Source organism: Gluconobacter vitians (assembly GCF_015244565.1).
Lineage (GTDB): Bacteria > Pseudomonadota > Alphaproteobacteria > Acetobacterales > Acetobacteraceae > Gluconobacter > Gluconobacter vitians.
On the sequence record NZ_JABCQG010000003.1, the window covers coordinates 201,471 to 216,757 of the forward strand.

The 15,287-nt window shown below is 60.9% G+C and carries 17 protein-coding genes; 5 read left to right on the forward strand and 12 right to left on the reverse strand.

The genetic code is table 11. The features are described from left to right. Positions 1-25: 25 nt before the first annotated feature. Positions 26-511 (reverse strand): c-type cytochrome, encoded by a 486-nt coding sequence (locus tag HKD24_RS03890; protein WP_322783272.1) that lies wholly within the window; start codon positions 509-511, stop codon positions 26-28. Positions 512-605: 94 nt separating this feature from the next. Between HKD24_RS03890 and HKD24_RS03895 the strand changes: the two genes are divergently transcribed. Next, on the forward strand, positions 606-1,148 hold the full coding sequence (locus HKD24_RS03895) for a thymidine kinase (RefSeq protein WP_194259085.1): 543 nt from the start codon (positions 606-608) through the stop codon (positions 1,146-1,148). A 27-nt stretch (positions 1,149-1,175) separates the two neighbouring features. On the opposite strand, the gene HKD24_RS03900 is transcribed toward HKD24_RS03895, so the two are convergent. The 3 genes from HKD24_RS03900 to rlmN all read right to left on the reverse strand — a co-directional run bounded on the left by HKD24_RS03900 (position 1,176) and on the right by rlmN (position 4,242). Then, positions 1,176-1,682: an FKBP-type peptidyl-prolyl cis-trans isomerase gene (locus HKD24_RS03900; RefSeq protein WP_194259086.1), complete on the reverse strand. Its 507-nt coding sequence runs from the start codon at positions 1,680-1,682 to the stop codon at positions 1,176-1,178. A gap of 26 nt (positions 1,683-1,708) precedes the next feature. Then, positions 1,709-2,941 carry an argininosuccinate synthase gene (locus tag HKD24_RS03905; protein ID WP_011251841.1) on the reverse strand — a complete coding sequence of 411 codons (1,233 nt, stop codon included), beginning with the start codon at positions 2,939-2,941 and terminating at the stop codon, positions 1,709-1,711. Positions 2,942-3,018: 77 nt separating this feature from the next. Beyond that, positions 3,019-4,242, reverse strand: a complete 1,224-nt coding sequence (gene rlmN, locus HKD24_RS03910; RefSeq protein ID WP_194259087.1) for a 23S rRNA (adenine(2503)-C(2))-methyltransferase RlmN — start codon at positions 4,240-4,242, stop codon at positions 3,019-3,021. Positions 4,243-4,396: 154 nt separating this feature from the next. On the opposite strand from rlmN, the gene HKD24_RS03915 reads away from it, so the two are divergent. Together HKD24_RS03915 and HKD24_RS03920 are read left to right on the forward strand one after the other, a co-directional pair. Next, the gene (locus tag HKD24_RS03915; RefSeq protein WP_194259088.1) at positions 4,397-4,864 is read left to right on the forward strand and encodes a nuclear transport factor 2 family protein; all 468 of its coding nucleotides are present in this window, start codon (positions 4,397-4,399) and stop codon (positions 4,862-4,864) included. A 29-nt stretch (positions 4,865-4,893) separates the two neighbouring features. Continuing rightward, complete coding sequence (locus HKD24_RS03920) at positions 4,894-5,469, forward strand: TetR/AcrR family transcriptional regulator (RefSeq protein WP_322783273.1); 576 nt, start codon at positions 4,894-4,896, stop codon at positions 5,467-5,469. On the opposite strand, the gene HKD24_RS03925 is transcribed toward HKD24_RS03920, so the two are convergent. The 5 genes from HKD24_RS03925 to HKD24_RS03945 form a co-directional block, all read right to left on the reverse strand. Further along, positions 5,396-6,154, reverse strand: a complete 759-nt coding sequence (locus HKD24_RS03925; protein WP_194259090.1) for a TlyA family RNA methyltransferase — start codon at positions 6,152-6,154, stop codon at positions 5,396-5,398. The two genes, HKD24_RS03920 and HKD24_RS03925, sit on opposite strands and share 74 nt — an antisense overlap. 7 nt (positions 6,155-6,161) lie before the next feature. Continuing rightward, a complete protein-coding gene (dxs, locus tag HKD24_RS03930; protein WP_194259091.1) occupies positions 6,162-8,144 on the reverse strand; it encodes a 1-deoxy-D-xylulose-5-phosphate synthase in 1,983 nt (660 codons plus the stop codon). Between the two features lie 4 nt (positions 8,145-8,148). Next, positions 8,149-9,054 (reverse strand): polyprenyl synthetase family protein, encoded by a 906-nt coding sequence (locus tag HKD24_RS03935; RefSeq protein WP_011251837.1) that lies wholly within the window; start codon positions 9,052-9,054, stop codon positions 8,149-8,151. After that, a complete protein-coding gene (locus tag HKD24_RS03940; RefSeq protein ID WP_194259092.1) occupies positions 9,051-9,302 on the reverse strand; it encodes an exodeoxyribonuclease VII small subunit in 252 nt (83 codons plus the stop codon). The genes HKD24_RS03935 and HKD24_RS03940 overlap by 4 nt, the downstream gene beginning before the upstream one ends. A 97-nt stretch (positions 9,303-9,399) precedes the next feature. Next, the gene (locus HKD24_RS03945) at positions 9,400-9,654 is read right to left on the reverse strand and encodes a sulfurtransferase TusA family protein (protein ID WP_194259093.1); all 255 of its coding nucleotides are present in this window, start codon (positions 9,652-9,654) and stop codon (positions 9,400-9,402) included. Between the two features lie 169 nt (positions 9,655-9,823). Here HKD24_RS03945 and HKD24_RS03950 point away from each other — a divergent pair, with 169 nt between their 5' ends. Then, entirely contained in the window at positions 9,824-10,168 is a 345-nt protein-coding gene (locus tag HKD24_RS03950) for a hypothetical protein (protein ID WP_194259094.1), read from the forward strand. Positions 10,169-10,177: 9 nt separating this feature from the next. Beyond that, positions 10,178-10,657 (forward strand): hypothetical protein, encoded by a 480-nt coding sequence (locus tag HKD24_RS03955; RefSeq protein WP_194259095.1) that lies wholly within the window; start codon positions 10,178-10,180, stop codon positions 10,655-10,657. A 115-nt stretch (positions 10,658-10,772) separates the two neighbouring features. Here the strand turns inward: HKD24_RS03955 and HKD24_RS03960 are convergent, their stop codons facing one another. The 3 genes from HKD24_RS03960 to HKD24_RS03970 all read right to left on the reverse strand — a co-directional run bounded on the left by HKD24_RS03960 (position 10,773) and on the right by HKD24_RS03970 (position 15,195). Further along, positions 10,773-11,561, reverse strand: coding sequence for a hypothetical protein (locus HKD24_RS03960; protein ID WP_194259096.1), 789 nt, complete (start codon positions 11,559-11,561; stop codon positions 10,773-10,775). 60 nt (positions 11,562-11,621) lie between these two features. After that, a complete protein-coding gene (locus HKD24_RS03965) occupies positions 11,622-12,953 on the reverse strand; it encodes an NCS2 family permease (RefSeq protein WP_194259126.1) in 1,332 nt (443 codons plus the stop codon). Positions 12,954-13,038: 85 nt separating this feature from the next. After that, positions 13,039-15,195: an AsmA family protein gene (locus tag HKD24_RS03970; RefSeq protein ID WP_194259097.1), complete on the reverse strand. Its 2,157-nt coding sequence runs from the start codon at positions 15,193-15,195 to the stop codon at positions 13,039-13,041. Positions 15,196-15,287: the final 92 nt, after the last annotated feature.

A 15,287-nucleotide genomic window follows, 5' to 3' on the forward strand; every position in this document is an offset into this window, starting at 1 on the left:
AAAATCAGGGAAGGGATGATGCGTTTCATCGAACGGGCGTCTGCAGGTCCAGCTTCTGGCGTTCCTGCAGAACCTCGGATGCAGACATCGGATGCGTGCGTGCGGCGGCAATGTCCGCAGCGGTGAAGGTTGGAGTGCTGCCGGACATTTCCTGACTCGCAACAAAGGTCAGGATACGGGCAATCTCATCGTCAGGCAGCCGCTGGAAAGACGGCATGGCGCCATTGTAATGGCCGCCACCGGCCGTGATGGAGCCGTCCAGCCCGTAAAGCAGGACATCGACGAGATAGTGATGACCGGCAGGCGTTTGCGCAATCGGGCCGACACGTCCGAAAATTGGGGCGATTTCAGAGACCTGACCGTGACCGCCGTGATGGCAGATACTGCATTCATTGGAGTATTCGCGCGGGGCCTGAATGCGATTTTCCCAGGCATGGCCGATCACGAAGACTATCACCATGGAAATGGCGAGAAACAGGGGAAGCCGGACAGCGGGGTCAATTCTGATCACACTGACGTTGTGGCATTTTCAGAGGCGTTTCAGCAAGGCCGGGCTTGGCAAAACACTCGGAATAGGGCTCATGGCGCTATCGGAAGGAGATCCCATGACCGTCAAAGGACGTCTTGTAGTGTATGTCGGGCCCATGTTTGCCGGCAAATCTGCGCATCTGATTGCCGCGGCGAAAAGGGAAACAGACGTTCTGGCGCTCAAGCCTGATTTTGACACGCGCGACGGTTCCGAGCTTGTGAGTCGCGACGGATCGCATCTGGCTGCTGTGTCTGCAAATGTCTGGCCCGCGGATGCCGACCGTTACGATCACATTGTGCTTGATGAGGGACAGTTCTGGGTTTCGCCGCATTACAGGGGCGATATTGTTCAGGACATCCTGCAGGCGCGTTTACGCGGCGCACATGTGACGGTCGGAGGGCTGGATACCGACTACCGTCGTGTACCGTTCGACGTCATGACGCGGCTGATGGATGAAGCGGATGAAGTCATTGCCCTGAAAGCGCGCTGTCACGTCTGTGGAGCGCCTGCGGCCTGGACCGCAAAGACCCACGAAACCGGTCATCTGCTCGAGACGGGCGATCAGGAGCTTTATGAGGCGCGCTGTGATGCGCACTGGACGCTTCCGGACAGACCCTGAGGTCTGAACCGGAAGGACAGGCGGCTTTTACTGGCCGCCGCCACCACCATTATTGACGCCCAGAAGACGGATCTTGAAGATCAGCGGGCTGTTGGGTGGAATGATGCCCATGGAGCGCTTGCCGTAGCCGAGGTTCGGCGGAAGGTAGAGCATCCATTCGTCGCCCACATGCATCATGGGAAGGGCTTCGAGCCATCCCTGCACGAGGCCGTCGAGCGGCATTTCCATATAGGCGCCGCTGCCATGCTGGTCAGAGCTGTCGAAGATGCCGCCATCGGGGAGGCGGCCTTCGTAGATGACCATGATGGTGGAACCGTGACGCGGGCTGTCACCATTCTTGGGGCCCGACTGGAGAACCTTGTAGGACAGGCCGTCCGGCAGGGTTTTGATGCCCGGAGTCGCATGGATTTTCGCCATGTACTGCTCGGGCGTCAGGTCGGAATCATCCACCTGCTTGTGGCCACCGGCGCACCCTGTCAGGGCGAGGGCGCCACACAGGGCGAAAGCGGATGTAAGACGGATCAGACTGGTCATGGTCCCCCGGGGAGTCTGTTGAGAAATCAGAGCGTGCCGCCGCGACGGCCGATCTGGCCGCCGAGCCGCAGACGCAGGGCGTTGAGCTTGATGAAGCCCTGGGCATCCTGCTGATTATAGGCGCCTTCGTCGTCCTCGAAAGTCACGACGCGGGTATCATACAGGCTGTGCGGGCTTTCACGACCCACGCAGGTCACATTGCCCTTGTACAGGCGCATGCGGACACGGCCGGTCACGGAATGCTGGCTGGTGTCGATAAGGGCCTGAAGCATCCGGCGCTCGGGCGAGAACCAGAAACCGTTATAGATGATCTCGGCATAGCGCGGCATGATGCTGTCCTTGAGATGGGCAGCTTCGCGGTCGAGCGTGATGCTTTCGATCGAGCGGTGCGCGGCCAGCAGGATCGTGCCGCCCGGCGTTTCGTAGATGCCGCGGGACTTCATGCCCACGAAGCGGTTCTCCACGATGTCGAGACGGCCGATGCCGTTGTCACGGCCCAGTTCGTTCAGACGGGTCAGCAGGGTTGCCGGGGTCATCTCGACGCCGTTGATGGCCACCGGGTCACCGCTGACGAAATCAATGGTGATTTCGGTTGCGACATCCGGAGCGGCTTCCGGCGAGATCGTGCGCTGGAAGACGATTTCCTCGGCGCCGATCGACGGATCCTCAAGCAGTTTGCCCTCGGAGGAGGAGTGCAGAAGGTTCGCGTCCACGGAGAACGGGGCTTCGCCGCGCTTGTCCTTCGTGACCGGGATCTGGTTCTCTTCAGCGAAGGCGAGCAGCTTCGTGCGGGACGTCAGATCCCACTCGCGCCACGGTGCGATGACCTTCACGTCCGGCTTGAGGGAGTAATAACCGAGTTCGAAGCGGACCTGATCGTTGCCCTTGCCGGTTGCGCCATGCGCCACGGCATCGGCACCGACGGCCTCGGCGATCTCGATCTGGCGCTGTGCGATCAGCGGGCGGGCGATGGACGTGCCCAACAGGTACTGGCCTTCATAAAGCGTGTTGGCCCGGAACATCGGGAACACGAAATCCTTGACGAAGGTTTCGCGCAGATCTTCGACGAAGATTTCCTTGACGCCGAACATCTCGGCCTTTTTGCGGGCGGGTTCGAGTTCTTCGCCCTGGCCGAGATCGGCGGTGAAGGTGACGACCTCGCAGTTATAGGTCTTCTGGAGCCAGCGGAGGATAACCGAAGTGTCCAGGCCGCCAGAATAGGCGAGCACAACTTTCTTGACGTCCTGGTGGGCGCTCATAACTGCGTGGTCCTTGGTGTGTTTCGTTTGAGAAGCGTTTCTAGCATCTCGGGGGGAAGAGGGAAACCGGGCGAATGTCAGGCTTCCGGAGTGGCGGAGCGGCGCTGGCGCTCGCTTTCGGTCTTCAGCTGACCGCAGGCCGCGAGGATGTCCTGACCGCGTGGCGTGCGGATGGGAGAGGCGAAGCCGGCATCCATCACGATATTGGCGAATTTCGCGAGCTGCTGTCTGGTCGAGGGCTGGAAATCCGAGCCCGGCCAGGGGTTGAACGGGATCAGGTTCACCTTGGCCGGCAGGTCACGGATCAGACGCACAAGCTCCCGGGCATCGGCTTCGCTGTCATTCACGCCACGGAGCATGATGTATTCGAAGGTGATGCGGCGGGAGTTGGATGCAGCCGGATAGCGGCGGCAGGCGGCGATCAGTTCCTCGATAGGGTATTTGCGGTTGAGCGGGACGATCTGGTCGCGCAGTTCGTTGGTGACGGCGTGCAGGGAGATCGCAAGGTTGATGCCGAGTTCATCTCCGCAACGGTCCATCATGGGGACCACGCCCGACGTCGAGAGCGTGATGCGGCGGCGGGACAGGGCGATGCCTTCGCCGTCCATGATGATCCGCATGGCCTTGGCGACGTTTTCGTAATTGTAGAGTGGCTCGCCCATGCCCATCAGGACGATGGTGGACAGGTAGCGCGGCATGTCTGCGCTTGGGCTGGGCCATTCGCCGTAGCTGTCGCGGGCTGCCATGAACTGGCCGACGATCTCGGCCGGACCGAGGTTACGGACGAGCTTCTGCGTGCCGGTGTGGCAGAAGGTGCAGGACAGGGTGCAGCCGACCTGTGAGGAAATGCAGACAGCACCACGGTCTTCCCGGCGATCGGGGATGTAGACGGTTTCGGCTTCCTGACCGTCACGGAAGCGGAAGAGGAACTTGCGCGTCTCGTCCACAGAGGTCTGTTCGGTCGCGGTCGTGGGGCGGCTGACGACGAAATGTTCGGCCAGTTTGGCCTGCATGGGCTTGGCGATGGTCGTCATTGCCGAAAAGTCGGTCGCGCCCTGATGGTAGATCCAGTGCCAGAGCTGCTTGGCGCGGAAAGGCTTCTCGCCGATTTCCGTCATGAGTGTGGCCAGCTCTTCGCGTGACAGGCCCACCAGATCGCGACGTCCGTCCGCAAGGCGTGCCTCGGGCGGCGCGAACAGGGCGGATTTCGCATGGATGCGCTCGCGCTCGGCAGCGTTCAGGTCGTCAGAGGCGACGGAATTGATTCGAGGGCGGATATCAGGATGGATTACGGCTGTCATGGCGGCGGAGCCATAGCACGGAGCGGAGGCGGATTTCCAAGGGAAAGTGGGAAACAGGAGCATGGTCTGGAAAGAGATTCCCAGGAGAGGCTGGCTTATTTGTACTGATCGGTACAAACTGGACCCATTCCTCCTCTGACTGAAAGCAGAAGTCATGGTCATACGTGCCCCCGTTCCGCCGTTTACTCCTGAAACCGCCATCCGGAAGGTCCGCGCGGCAGAGGATGCCTGGAATGGGCAGGATCCTGCCCAGGTTGCGCTGGCCTATACGGAAGACAGTCGCTGGCGGAACCGGGATACCTTTATCCAGGGGCGTGCGGAAATCGTTCGGTTCCTGACGGATAAATGGCGTCGTGAGGGGGCGTATCGTCTCATCAAGGAACTCTGGGCGTTTGAGGATAACCGTATCGCTGTGCGGTTCGTTTATGAGTGGCAGGATGCGACTGGCCTGTGGTGGCGGTCTTTTGGGAATGAAAACTGGGAATTCGGTGCGGCTGGTCTGATGGCTGTACGGCATGCCAGCATCAATGATGTGTCGATCCAGGAAGAAGAGCGTCTTTTCCGCTGGGAGGGCCCTGTCAGGCCCGTGGATCATCCGGGGCTGACTGAACTGGGGCTCTGAGTGCAATGGTGCGTCGGAACAGGGATTCCGTGCTTGGAAACATTGCCGAGGTCTTTCGCCGGTATGGCTACGAAGGGGCTTCTCTGGGGCGGATGACCGCAGCGACAGGACTGGGAAAAGGCAGCCTTTATAATTTTTTTCCGGATGGAAAGGAGCAGATGGCGCACGAGGTGCTGTCGCATGTCCATCGCTGGTTCGAAGAGGAGATTTTTCGGCCTCTGGAAGCGGATGTCAGTCCGGACCATGGCCTTCAGCGCATGTTTGACAGCGTTGAGACCTATTTCCAGTCGGGACGGCGGATCTGTCTCATGGGTTTGTTTGCGCTGGAAACGGAAGACGCATTTTCCAGTCAGATCCGCACCTATTTTGTCCGATGGGAAGAGGTACTGGAACTGTGTCTCCAGCGATCAGGCTGGGGAGAGCATGAGGCGCGCGATCTGGCGGAGGACACTGTCAGTGGCATTCAGGGCGCACTGGTTCTGGCTCAGGCCCGCAGGGAGCCTGACGTGTTTGTCAGACGCATGCATGCGCTCAGGATCCGGCTTTCGCATCCGGCGTCCGGCGCGCGGCAATCAGGAATTCGCGATTGCCTTCAGGGCCGGTAATGGGGCTTGCCTCGATCCCGAGGACTTCCCAGCCAAGGAGGGCTGCGAACCATTCCCGGATTTCTTCGCAGACACGGTCGTGGACGGCAGGGTCCCGGACGACGCCTTTTGCGCCGACTTCCCCGCGGCCTGCTTCAAACTGGGGTTTAATGAGGGCTACGGCCCAGGCGTCTGGCGTTGTGAGTTCAAGAGCGGCAGGAAGGACGGTGCGCAGGCCGATGAAGCTGGCATCGCAGACCACGATTCCGGCGGGTTCGGGGATCTGTTCGGCGGTCAGGGCGCGGGCATTCGTCTTTTCCATGACGACGACGCGTTCGTCCGAGCGGATTTTCCAGGCAAGCTGGCCGTGTCCGACGTCTACAGCATAGACCTTTTCGGCCCCATGGGTCAGCAGGACGTCCGTGAAGCCGCCTGTCGAGGCACCAACATCGATTGCGATGCGGCCTTTCGGGTCCAGCCCGAAATGCTTGATGGCATGGATCAGCTTGAGGCCGCCACGCGATACCCAGGGGTGATCCTGCCCCTTGAGGGCGAGGGGCGCGTCTTCGGGGAGCTGGTCGCCGGCCTTCGCGATCCGGCGGTCACTCGTATAGACGAGGCCCGCCATGATCAGGGCCTGCGCCCGTGTCCGGCTTTCGACCAGCCCCCGGTCAACGAGGAGCTGGTCGGCGCGGCGTTTGGCCATCAGTCGTTCAGGCGGACTGCTGGGCGACTTCGACGCCAAGGGCGTCTGCCGCGGTGCGTACGATATGCAGTGCGGTCAGGCCTGCATCTTCGTACTGGGCGTCCTGCGTGTTGTGATCGATGTAGCGATCCGGCAGGGCCATCGGGCGGAACTTCACCTTGTCCAGCAGGCCGGTCTCGGCGAGGTGCTGGACAACAAGGCTGCTGAAGCCGCCAATGGCGCCTTCTTCAATCGTGATGAAGACTTCGTGCTGGCGCGCGAGATCCTCGACGAGTGCCTTGTCGATCGGCTTGGCGAAGCGGGCATCGGCGACCGTGACGGGAACGCCCTGTGCGGCAAGCTGATCGGCTGCGCGCAGGGATTCGTGCATGCGGGGGCCGAGCGACAGGATGGCAACGCCACCGCGGGCGTTCGGTGCGCGGCGTGCTTCGCGCACGATGCGGCCCTTGCCGATTTCCAGAACTTCGCCCTTTTCCGGGAGATCCAGACCAATGCCGCTGCCGCGCGGGTAGCGGAAGGCGATCGGGCCGGCATCGTATTCGCAGGCCGTTGCCGTGGCGTGGAGCAGTTCGACTTCGTCGGACGGCGCCATGACCACCATGTTCGGCAGGCAGCACAGATAGTTCAGGTCAAAGGCACCGGCGTGGGTGGCGCCATCGGCACCGACCAGACCAGCGCGGTCAATGGCGAAGCGGACCGGCAGGTTCTGCAGGGCAACGTCATGGACGACCTGATCATAGGCGCGCTGCAGGAAGGTCGAATAGATCGCGCAGAACGGGCGCAGACCTTCCGACGCAATACCAGCAGCAAAGGTAACGGCGTGCTGCTCGGCAATGCCGACGTCGAAGAAACGGTCCGGATAGGCTTTGGCAAAAGCGTTCAGGCCCGTGCCGGACGGCATGGCGGCCGTGATGGTGATCAGCTTGTCGTCGGTCTTGGCGCGACGCATCAGTTCGCGGCTGAAGATGGACGTGTAGCTCGGCGGACCGGCCGGGGCCTTCTTCTGCTCACCCGTGACGACGTTGAACTTGCTGACGGCGTGGTACTTGTCACCGGCCGCTTCGGCGGGTTTGTAGCCGCGGCCCTTCTCGGTGATGATGTGCAGCAGGATCGGGCCCTGATCGTCGGCATCGCGCAGGTTGCGCAGGATCGGCACGAGCTGGCTCATGTCGTGGCCATTGACCGGACCGACATAATAGAAGCCGAGTTCTTCGAACAGCGTGCCGCCCGTGATCATGCCGCGGGCATATTCCTCGGCGCGCTTGGCGGTGCGCTCGATCTTGCCCGGAAGGCGCTTGGCGACCTTCCCAGCCAGATCGCGCAGGCTGAAGAACTGGCGCGAGGACATCAGGCGGGACAGGTAATCCGACATCGAGCCGACCGGCGGGGCGATCGACATCTCGTTGTCGTTCAGCACCACGATCAGGCGGTTCGCGCCGGGGCCTGCGACAGCCGCGTTGTTCATGGCTTCATAGGCCATGCCAGCCGAAATCGAGCCATCGCCGATCACCGCAATTACGTTGCGTTCGTGATAGCTCGGGTCTTCTTCCGCGCGCAGGTGATGCGCGACGGCCATGCCGAGGCCAGCCGAGATCGACGTGGAGGAATGGGCTGCGCCGAACGGGTCGTATTCGCTTTCCGCGCGGCGGGTGAAGCCGGACAGGCCCTCGGGCTGGCGCAGGGTGCGGATGCGGTCGCGGCGACCTGTCAGGATCTTGTGCGGATAGGCCTGGTGTCCGACGTCCCAGATGATGCGATCATCAGGCGTGTTGAAGACTGCGTGCAGGGCAACGGTCAGTTCGACCACGCCGAGGGAGGCGCCGAGATGGCCGCCCGTGGTGGAGACAGCATCAACGGTTTCAGAGCGCAGTTCGTCGGCAAGCTGCTTGAGCTGGTCAACGGACAGGTTCCGCATGTCGGCAGGGAAACGGACGCGATCCAGCTCCGGATAGCGGCCATAGGTGGGAATCGTGGAGGTCTTCTTGCTCATGGGATCAGTTCCTGCGCTCGACGACATAATCTGCCAGAGCCCTGAGGGCGTCGGCCTGTGCACCGAAAGATGAAAGGGCCTCCCGGGCCCGGTCGCTCAGGCGACGGGCTTCGGCGCGGGCACCGTCAATGCCAAGCAGGGAGACATAGGTTGATTTGCCGCTGGCTTCGTCCTTGCCTGCGGTTTTGCCGAGTTCCTCGGCGGTTGCTGTGGAGTCCAGAACGTCGTCCGCAACCTGGAAGGCGGTCCCGAGATCGCGGCCATAGGCGACGATGGCGGCGCGGCGGGCGTCGTCCACATCGGCGAGAATGGCACCAGACTCGGCAGCATAGCGGATGAGGGCACCGGTCTTCAGGGCGTGCAGACGACGGACCTGGTCCAGCGGGAGGGCGCGGCCTTCGCCGCGGATGTCGATGACCTGACCGCCAACCATGCCGGCCGATCCGGAAGCCTGTGCAAGCGCAAGGGCCAGATTGGCGCGGACGGTCGCGTTGGGGCTGGTTTCAGGCTCGACGAGAATTTCAAAAGCACGGGTCTGAAGGGCATCACCGGCCAGAATCGCAATGGCTTCGTCAAATTGCTTGTGTGTGGACGGCTGGCCACGTCGCAGATCGTCATCGTCCATGGACGGCAGATCGTCATGCACCAGCGAATAGGCGTGTAGCAGTTCAACCGATGCGGCGACACGCAGGGCGGCCTTGCGGTCTGCGCCGAACAGCGTTGCCACTTCGACAGCCAGGAAGCCACGCAGACGTTTGCCGCCACCGAGGGCTGCGTAGCGCATGGCTTCAATGAGAACGGACTCGTCTCCCGGCACCATGGGCAGCAGGGTGTCGATCGTGCTTTCGATCTCGGAACAGGCGCGGGCGAGCGCGTCCTTCAGGGAAACAGACGTGGTAGGGGCATTCATCGGCCGGACTCTCCGGTATCGGCAAGAGGCTCCGCGCCTGTCATGCCGTCATCGTTCTGCACGATGGCACGGACACGCATCTCGGCCTCTCCCAGCTTCGCATCACAGTGCCTGCGCAGGGCAGCACCGCGTTCATAGGCGGAAATAGCGTCCTCGAGCTTCATCTGGCCGCCTTCAAGGCCGCGGACGATCCGCTCCAGTTCGGAGAGGGCATCCTCGAAAGACATGGCATCAATGGGTTCGGGCATGAAAAGCCTCAAGGCACACTTTGGAACAAGGTAGCGAGGGGATTACAGGCAGAAGACAGGTTTTGCCAGCCCCGAGCATGGGAACGCTGGAGTTTCCTCAGGATGGTGACGTTTCTGCACGTCGCCGGATCATGAAGGAAAGCACGCCTGCGGTGTCCGTAAACGCAATGAGCGCATGGCCGGTTTCGCGGCAGTAGGACTGGAAATCCGCCACGGAAGCGCGGTCTGTTGCCAGGATGCGCAGCTTCGCACCTGGTGGCATGTCCCGAAGCGCACGATTGGCTTTGAGAACAGGCATGGGGCAGGCCAGTCCACGCAGATCAAGAAATGTTTCTGTCGGGGGAGCGCTCATGGGTGTTCAGTATGCGCCCATCTGCAGAGGTGGCCAAGCCGGGTTTTCCGACATCGGGCAGCGGGTTTCAGGTTTTCGTTGATAAAACATGCGTTTATTTCTATATTAATGGCTCAATGCCACAAAAGCGTTCCCCTTGGGGAGCGCTTTTTTTATTTGGGGGAACGGCATGGCGGAGATGGAAGGTCTGACGGTCAGTCAGACCGATGGAAATGAGAGACGCGCTTATACGCTGCGGATGCTTGAGGACCGGGTGCTGCGGCTGGAGACCATCGCGGGGGGGCTGTCGGATCGATATGAGGAACTGCGCACCGAGATGCGGCAGGAAATCTCATCGCTCCGGGATCAGATGAAACTGCTGGAGACGAAGGTTGATGAGGGGAATCGTGTCGTCAACGGGAAGCTGGATCGCCTGATCGGGGGGCGGGCGGTCATTACGGGGATCATCACGCTGGCAACGTCCATTCTTGGAACGGGCATGGTGCATTTTGCCCTGTCCCTGAGCACGAAGTGAGGGGGCAGCATGAGTGGAATTGATGCGGGCCAGCTCAAGCATCTGGTGGTTGCTCCGGCGCTGGCGGCGCTGGGACTGGATGGGGATGTGGCGGTCAATCTGGTGACGGGTACGGCTCTGGCGGAGAGCCGTGGGACTTATGTCAGGCAGATCGGCGGGGGGCCGGCTCTGGGGCTATGGCAGATGGAGCCTGCGACCCATGACGACTGCTGGGTCAATTTTCTGTGTTACCCGGTCGGGAAACGGTTTGAGCGGGTTCTGGAGGGAATGCTTTCGCAGGATCTGCCCCGCAGCGCGCAACTGGTTTCAAACCTGAGATATGCGTCCGCGATGGCCCGTATCCGGTATTACCGGGTCAAGGTGCCTCTGCCGTCAACGAGCGATCCGGCTGCTCTCAGCTATTTTCACAAGCAGTATTACAACACGGCTGCGGGTGCGGCGGATCCGGTGAGTAATATCTCGTATTTCCGGCAGGCGGTCATGGTCTGAATAAAGGGGAGCGGTGTCGGGGAATGTATGCATCACGCTCCCGACACCGCAAGGGAGCTTAAACCGTCTTATTATGACGGAATAGTGGCAAGTGGCGTCCTGCGGAATAATCGCTTCATGCAGGCAGCGCTGACAGCGGCAGCCTTCGTGCGGACAGATCACCCTTGAATGTCGTGCTTCCGGTGTGGGTGAGAGACAGGCCCTTATGCAGCGATACGCTCCCGCCCATACTGATCCAGCGTCGGCAGAAAGCGAAGTCCTCCGAAAGATAGGTTCGGGTTTCCGGATCGATCAGGCAGTCGAAAAGAGCGTAGGCGTCTGAGGACGGGGTATTCAGGTTTCTGCCTTCGGTCTGAGCGTCGATACGACTGTACCGGGTTTCTGGATAATGGGCGATCATGTCGAGAACCATCTGGCGGGTCATGAGCATGAAACCGGTGCCAATATAGGAGACGGTCGCAATCTCGTCCGGTGTGTTGCCGTCGTGCAGTGCGGCGCAGTCTCCGACATAGCGCAGGCTGGCCGTGGACGCGGATTCTCCGGCTGCGATGAAACGGTCTGTATTCTGGTCCCAGTAATGGGATTTCAGGGGGTAGGCACCGCCGATCAGGGGGCGATCTGCATCCAGAAGGGCAAGGATATCGGTGATCGAAAAACCGATGTCGCTGTCGATGAAGAGAAGATGGGTCGCATCGGTCATGGTCACGAACTGATGCAGCAGTGTGTTGCGTGCACGCGTGATGAGGGCATCACTTCCAATCGTGGAAAGCGTGAGTTGAAGGGCATGGGCCGGTGCCGCCGCCATGCAGCCGATGATGGACTGCATGTAATCCAGCGTGACGGTACCACCGAAACAGGGGGTGGCAATGAAGACGTGGCGCGGTTGGGCGGGGCAGGAAGTCATGTGAGGCATCCTGCCCGGAAGCCATGAAAAAAGGATTAAAACCTGCGAAGGGAAAAGTCTTCAGGCCCCCATATGTGCCTGCAGGACCATGTAAAAGACGAAGGCGGCATCTAGACCAAGAACAATTGGCGTCAGGCGCTGGAACTGACGCGTTGCGATGGCGAGCGCCGTGTAGATCAGCAGGCCACAGGAAAGGCTCAGCATGAAATTGCCGGTCACGCCGGCAATGAGCAGCATTGTCAGAGGCGGGATGGCTTCGGCGGGCGTTTCCGCAACGCGGCTGAGGCTGTCGAGCATGTTCAGTCCCACGAGAATGAGCACGGGGGCTGTGGCTATAGCCGGAATGGCGGTGATGAGCGGCCAGAACACCGAGGACAGGGCGAACAGGACGGCGACGACCAGTGCGCTCAGACCTGTACGGCCGCCGGCTTCGACGCCTGCGAGACTTTCGACATAGGCGGAGACGGTGCAGGTCCCGAGTGACGCGCCGATGATGCTGGCTGCCCCATCGGAACCGAAAGCGCGATGGTCGAGCGCGGGTTTCTCGACCGTGCCGTCCAGACCGGCGCGGTGGGCGACGCTCATCATGGTCGCGGTGGCGTCAAAGAAGTCGCTCAGGAGGAAATACAACGTAATCGGGACAAGCAGCCCGAGATGGGAAAAATATTCGTGGAAATCGAATGGCAGAAACAGGTTCGTCGGATAGTGAGGCCAGTCTAGCAGATGCGCGGGCAGATGCGTGACGGGGCCTGATGGCGTCTGAATGAACAGGCCGGCCAGGGTCACGGCTAGGATGGCGATCAGAAGACCAGCCGGGACGCGCAGCACGACCAAGATGGCACTCAGGACGACGCCCGCCATGCTGAGCAGAACGGACGGGTTGTTCAGGGCGCCGAAGGTCAGGCCTTCAGAGGAGGGGACGGCGATACCGCCTGTTGTCAGTCCGATCCGGGCGATGAAGGCGCCGAGGGCGATCTGAATGCCGAGGACGATCGAAGGCGGGAAGCCGCGGATGATGCGCTGACGGATCTGGCTGAGGGAAAGGGCAGTGAAGCACAGACCGCTGAACAGAACGACCGTGAAGGCTGTGCGTGGGCTGACATGCGCCTGCTGGACGACGACCTGCGCGAACAGGACATTGCTGCTCATGGCTGGAGCCAGGGCAATGGGCAGTCTGGCCCAGAGCGCCATGAGCAATGTGCCGGCAACGGCGCCTGCAATCGTGGTCATGACCATGTCATGGCGATCCAGACCCGCAGCCGAGAGGATGGCGGGATTGACGGCCACGATATAGGCCATAGCCCCGAAGACTGTTAGTCCGGCAATGATCTCACGCGGGATCGTTGAACCGCGGGCCGTGACATGAAACCAGCGGTCGAGTCTGGATAGCAGCAAGCGGGCACTCCGGGGGCAGGGGGTATCTGGGCCCAGCTATAGTCAAAAAACTTTTCCCTGCCACGGTCCGGACCGTATCTTTTCATTTCGGGTTCGATTTTTTCTCCCAGGCCTTTCGGACTTCCGCCAGGCTCATGCGGCGCTGGGTGGCTTTCGCGGACTTCCCACCAGCATGGTTTTTGCTCCGGGCCTGTGCAGGGTGCGGAACACTGCTGGGGCCTGTGCCTGTGGTTTTGCCGGGAGCAATTCCGGCGGCCGGGTGTTCGTTGGCTTCCAGAATGGCTCTTTCGCAGGCTGATCCCTTGCCGACACCGAGCTGAATGGTCGGGATAAGGGCGGCGGGCGGAAAGACGATCCCGAGGCCCACAGATGCAGCAACGCGACCGATCAGTTCTGCGCCAGGCAGGATTGTCGGGCTTTTCATGGAACCGAAGATGTGGACTGCACCGGGCAGGGACAGGATCTGCGGGCCGATCGAGCGTGTCGTGACCGCGTAATCCAGTGTGTCCTTGTGAAAATTGACGGTTCCGGTGCCCATCGTGCGCGTGGTGCCGGTCTGCAGGAGCATCGAGTTGGTATGCACGATGCCGTCCTTCAGCGGCAGGTCCGCCACGAGACATTGCAGCTTCGAACGATCGGGGATGCCCAGTGCGGAGAGGACGGCCGAGCCGAGTTTGAGACCCAGAAGATCGGGAAGAAGGGCTGTGACATCGCCGCCGCGATCCAGAACCAAGGTCGTACCGCCATTGCCGTTTTCGACCAGGGTTGCGACCGAATTGCCGGTCGAGGTGAGGGTCACGTGTCCGCCGATAGTCCCTTCACCCTGGAACATGTCCTTTGACGTCATGATGCGTGAGAGCGGCAGACGCGAGACATCCAGACGGAAATGCGTGTGGAACTGCTCGTTTTTCGTGGGCTCAAGTGTCGCGGCGGCAGAGATGTTGCCCGTGCCCGTTGCGAAGGTCAGGTGCTTGAGATCAATTGCACCATTCTGGACGTCCAGTTCAGTGTCGATGTTGTCTAGCGGCCAGTTTTTATTGCGGATGTGATCACCGTGATAGGTCAGATGCACATTTGCGGCATTGAGCTTGGGAACATTGATTTTCTTGTCAGGGAGTACGCGCGCACTGGCGGGCTCGGCTTTCTTCGTCTGGCCGGGCTGTGCGCCAATGAAGCCGCCCAGATCCGCAAGATCCACCGAATGCGAGTGAAGGGCAGCTTCTATGAAGATTGGCTTCTGGTGCGGATCAACATTGATGTCCCCGCCGATATCCGAAGATCCCATATGACCTTCGAACTTCTGAAAGCGGATCGCACGGTCCGAATAGGCCAGATTGCCCGTAACGCTGTAGGGCGGCGTCTGGGGAATGGGAACGCCCGTGAGCGGATACAGGAGCGACATGTCCGGCCCTGCGAAATGCAGTGCAAGATTGGTGCCCTGGAAATGAATCGGATCATCGACCGTGCCGCGGAGCGTGACATAGGTCGGGCCGTTGGCGAGGCGTCCATCGATGGGATAGGGATGGGTGGCGTCCGTCAGGCTCATAAGGGCACCGCCGACAATATGGCCGGTGATGGGTGCCTGAGCGTATCGGCCCTTGAGATCGATCACGAGATGCCCGTCGTCACCGTTTTTTGGCTCTTCGGTGTGAATCAGGACATGCATGTCTGTCTTCAGCTTTGCCAGCGCCAGACGAATGTCACCATCGTTGATCTCGATTTTGCCCAGCTTTGGCAGGGTCATCGTGGAGGACGAGGACGTCTGTGACGATGTGTCTGATGATGACGGGAATGTGTAGTTGTTCGTCCCGTTGAGCAGCGAGACGATATCACCCTTGGGGGCATCGGCGCGGATCAGCGGCAGGGACAGGCCTCCACCCGTCAGATAGCGCCAGACATCGGCTGTGACCGTGATGGCATGGGCAGACGCAAAATCGTCCTTCTCTTTTTCAAAGCCTTCGGGCTGACCAATTTTCAGGTCGTCCACGGTCACCGTTGTCTTGAAGCCCAGGCGGACATGCAGATGGGCAATGCTGACCGGGCGGTGCAGGGCTGCGGTCGCCTTGCGATCGATATAGGGGACGAACCAGTCCCATTGCCACACCAGGATCAGGATGATGATGGCAGCAGCCAGTGCGGCCAGCACGCCCCCGACCGTTTTCAGGACCAGATGTCGTCTGCCCGGTCTGGGAGAACGTGTGTCTGATGGGGAGGGCTGCCGGGGTGGGGTGCTGCTCAACGGGGTGTTCTCCGAAATCCGGGGGCGTGACAGACGGGATCTGGTTGTTGCAAGTCACTCTAATTACGGACAGAACCGGCAACGGTTTCACA

Coding starts and splice junctions, on each gene's coding strand:
- HKD24_RS03895 (WP_194259085.1), top strand. CDS start 606: ATGACCGTCAAAGGACGTCTTGTAGTGTATGTCGGGCCCATGTTTGCC.
- HKD24_RS03900 (WP_194259086.1), bottom strand. CDS start 1,682: ATGACCAGTCTGATCCGTCTTACATCCGCTTTCGCCCTGTGTGGCGCC.
- HKD24_RS03905 (WP_011251841.1), bottom strand. CDS start 2,941: ATGAGCGCCCACCAGGACGTCAAGAAAGTTGTGCTCGCCTATTCTGGC.
- rlmN (WP_194259087.1), bottom strand. CDS start 4,242: ATGACAGCCGTAATCCATCCTGATATCCGCCCTCGAATCAATTCCGTC.
- HKD24_RS03915 (WP_194259088.1), top strand. CDS start 4,397: ATGGTCATACGTGCCCCCGTTCCGCCGTTTACTCCTGAAACCGCCATC.
- HKD24_RS03925 (WP_194259090.1), bottom strand. CDS start 6,154: ATGGCCAAACGCCGCGCCGACCAGCTCCTCGTTGACCGGGGGCTGGTC.
- dxs (WP_194259091.1), bottom strand. CDS start 8,144: ATGAGCAAGAAGACCTCCACGATTCCCACCTATGGCCGCTATCCGGAG.
- HKD24_RS03935 (WP_011251837.1), bottom strand. CDS start 9,054: ATGAATGCCCCTACCACGTCTGTTTCCCTGAAGGACGCGCTCGCCCGC.
- HKD24_RS03940 (WP_194259092.1), bottom strand. CDS start 9,302: ATGCCCGAACCCATTGATGCCATGTCTTTCGAGGATGCCCTCTCCGAA.
- HKD24_RS03945 (WP_194259093.1), bottom strand. CDS start 9,654: ATGAGCGCTCCCCCGACAGAAACATTTCTTGATCTGCGTGGACTGGCC.
- HKD24_RS03950 (WP_194259094.1), top strand. CDS start 9,824: ATGGCGGAGATGGAAGGTCTGACGGTCAGTCAGACCGATGGAAATGAG.
- HKD24_RS03955 (WP_194259095.1), top strand. CDS start 10,178: ATGAGTGGAATTGATGCGGGCCAGCTCAAGCATCTGGTGGTTGCTCCG.
- HKD24_RS03960 (WP_194259096.1), bottom strand. CDS start 11,561: ATGACTTCCTGCCCCGCCCAACCGCGCCACGTCTTCATTGCCACCCCC.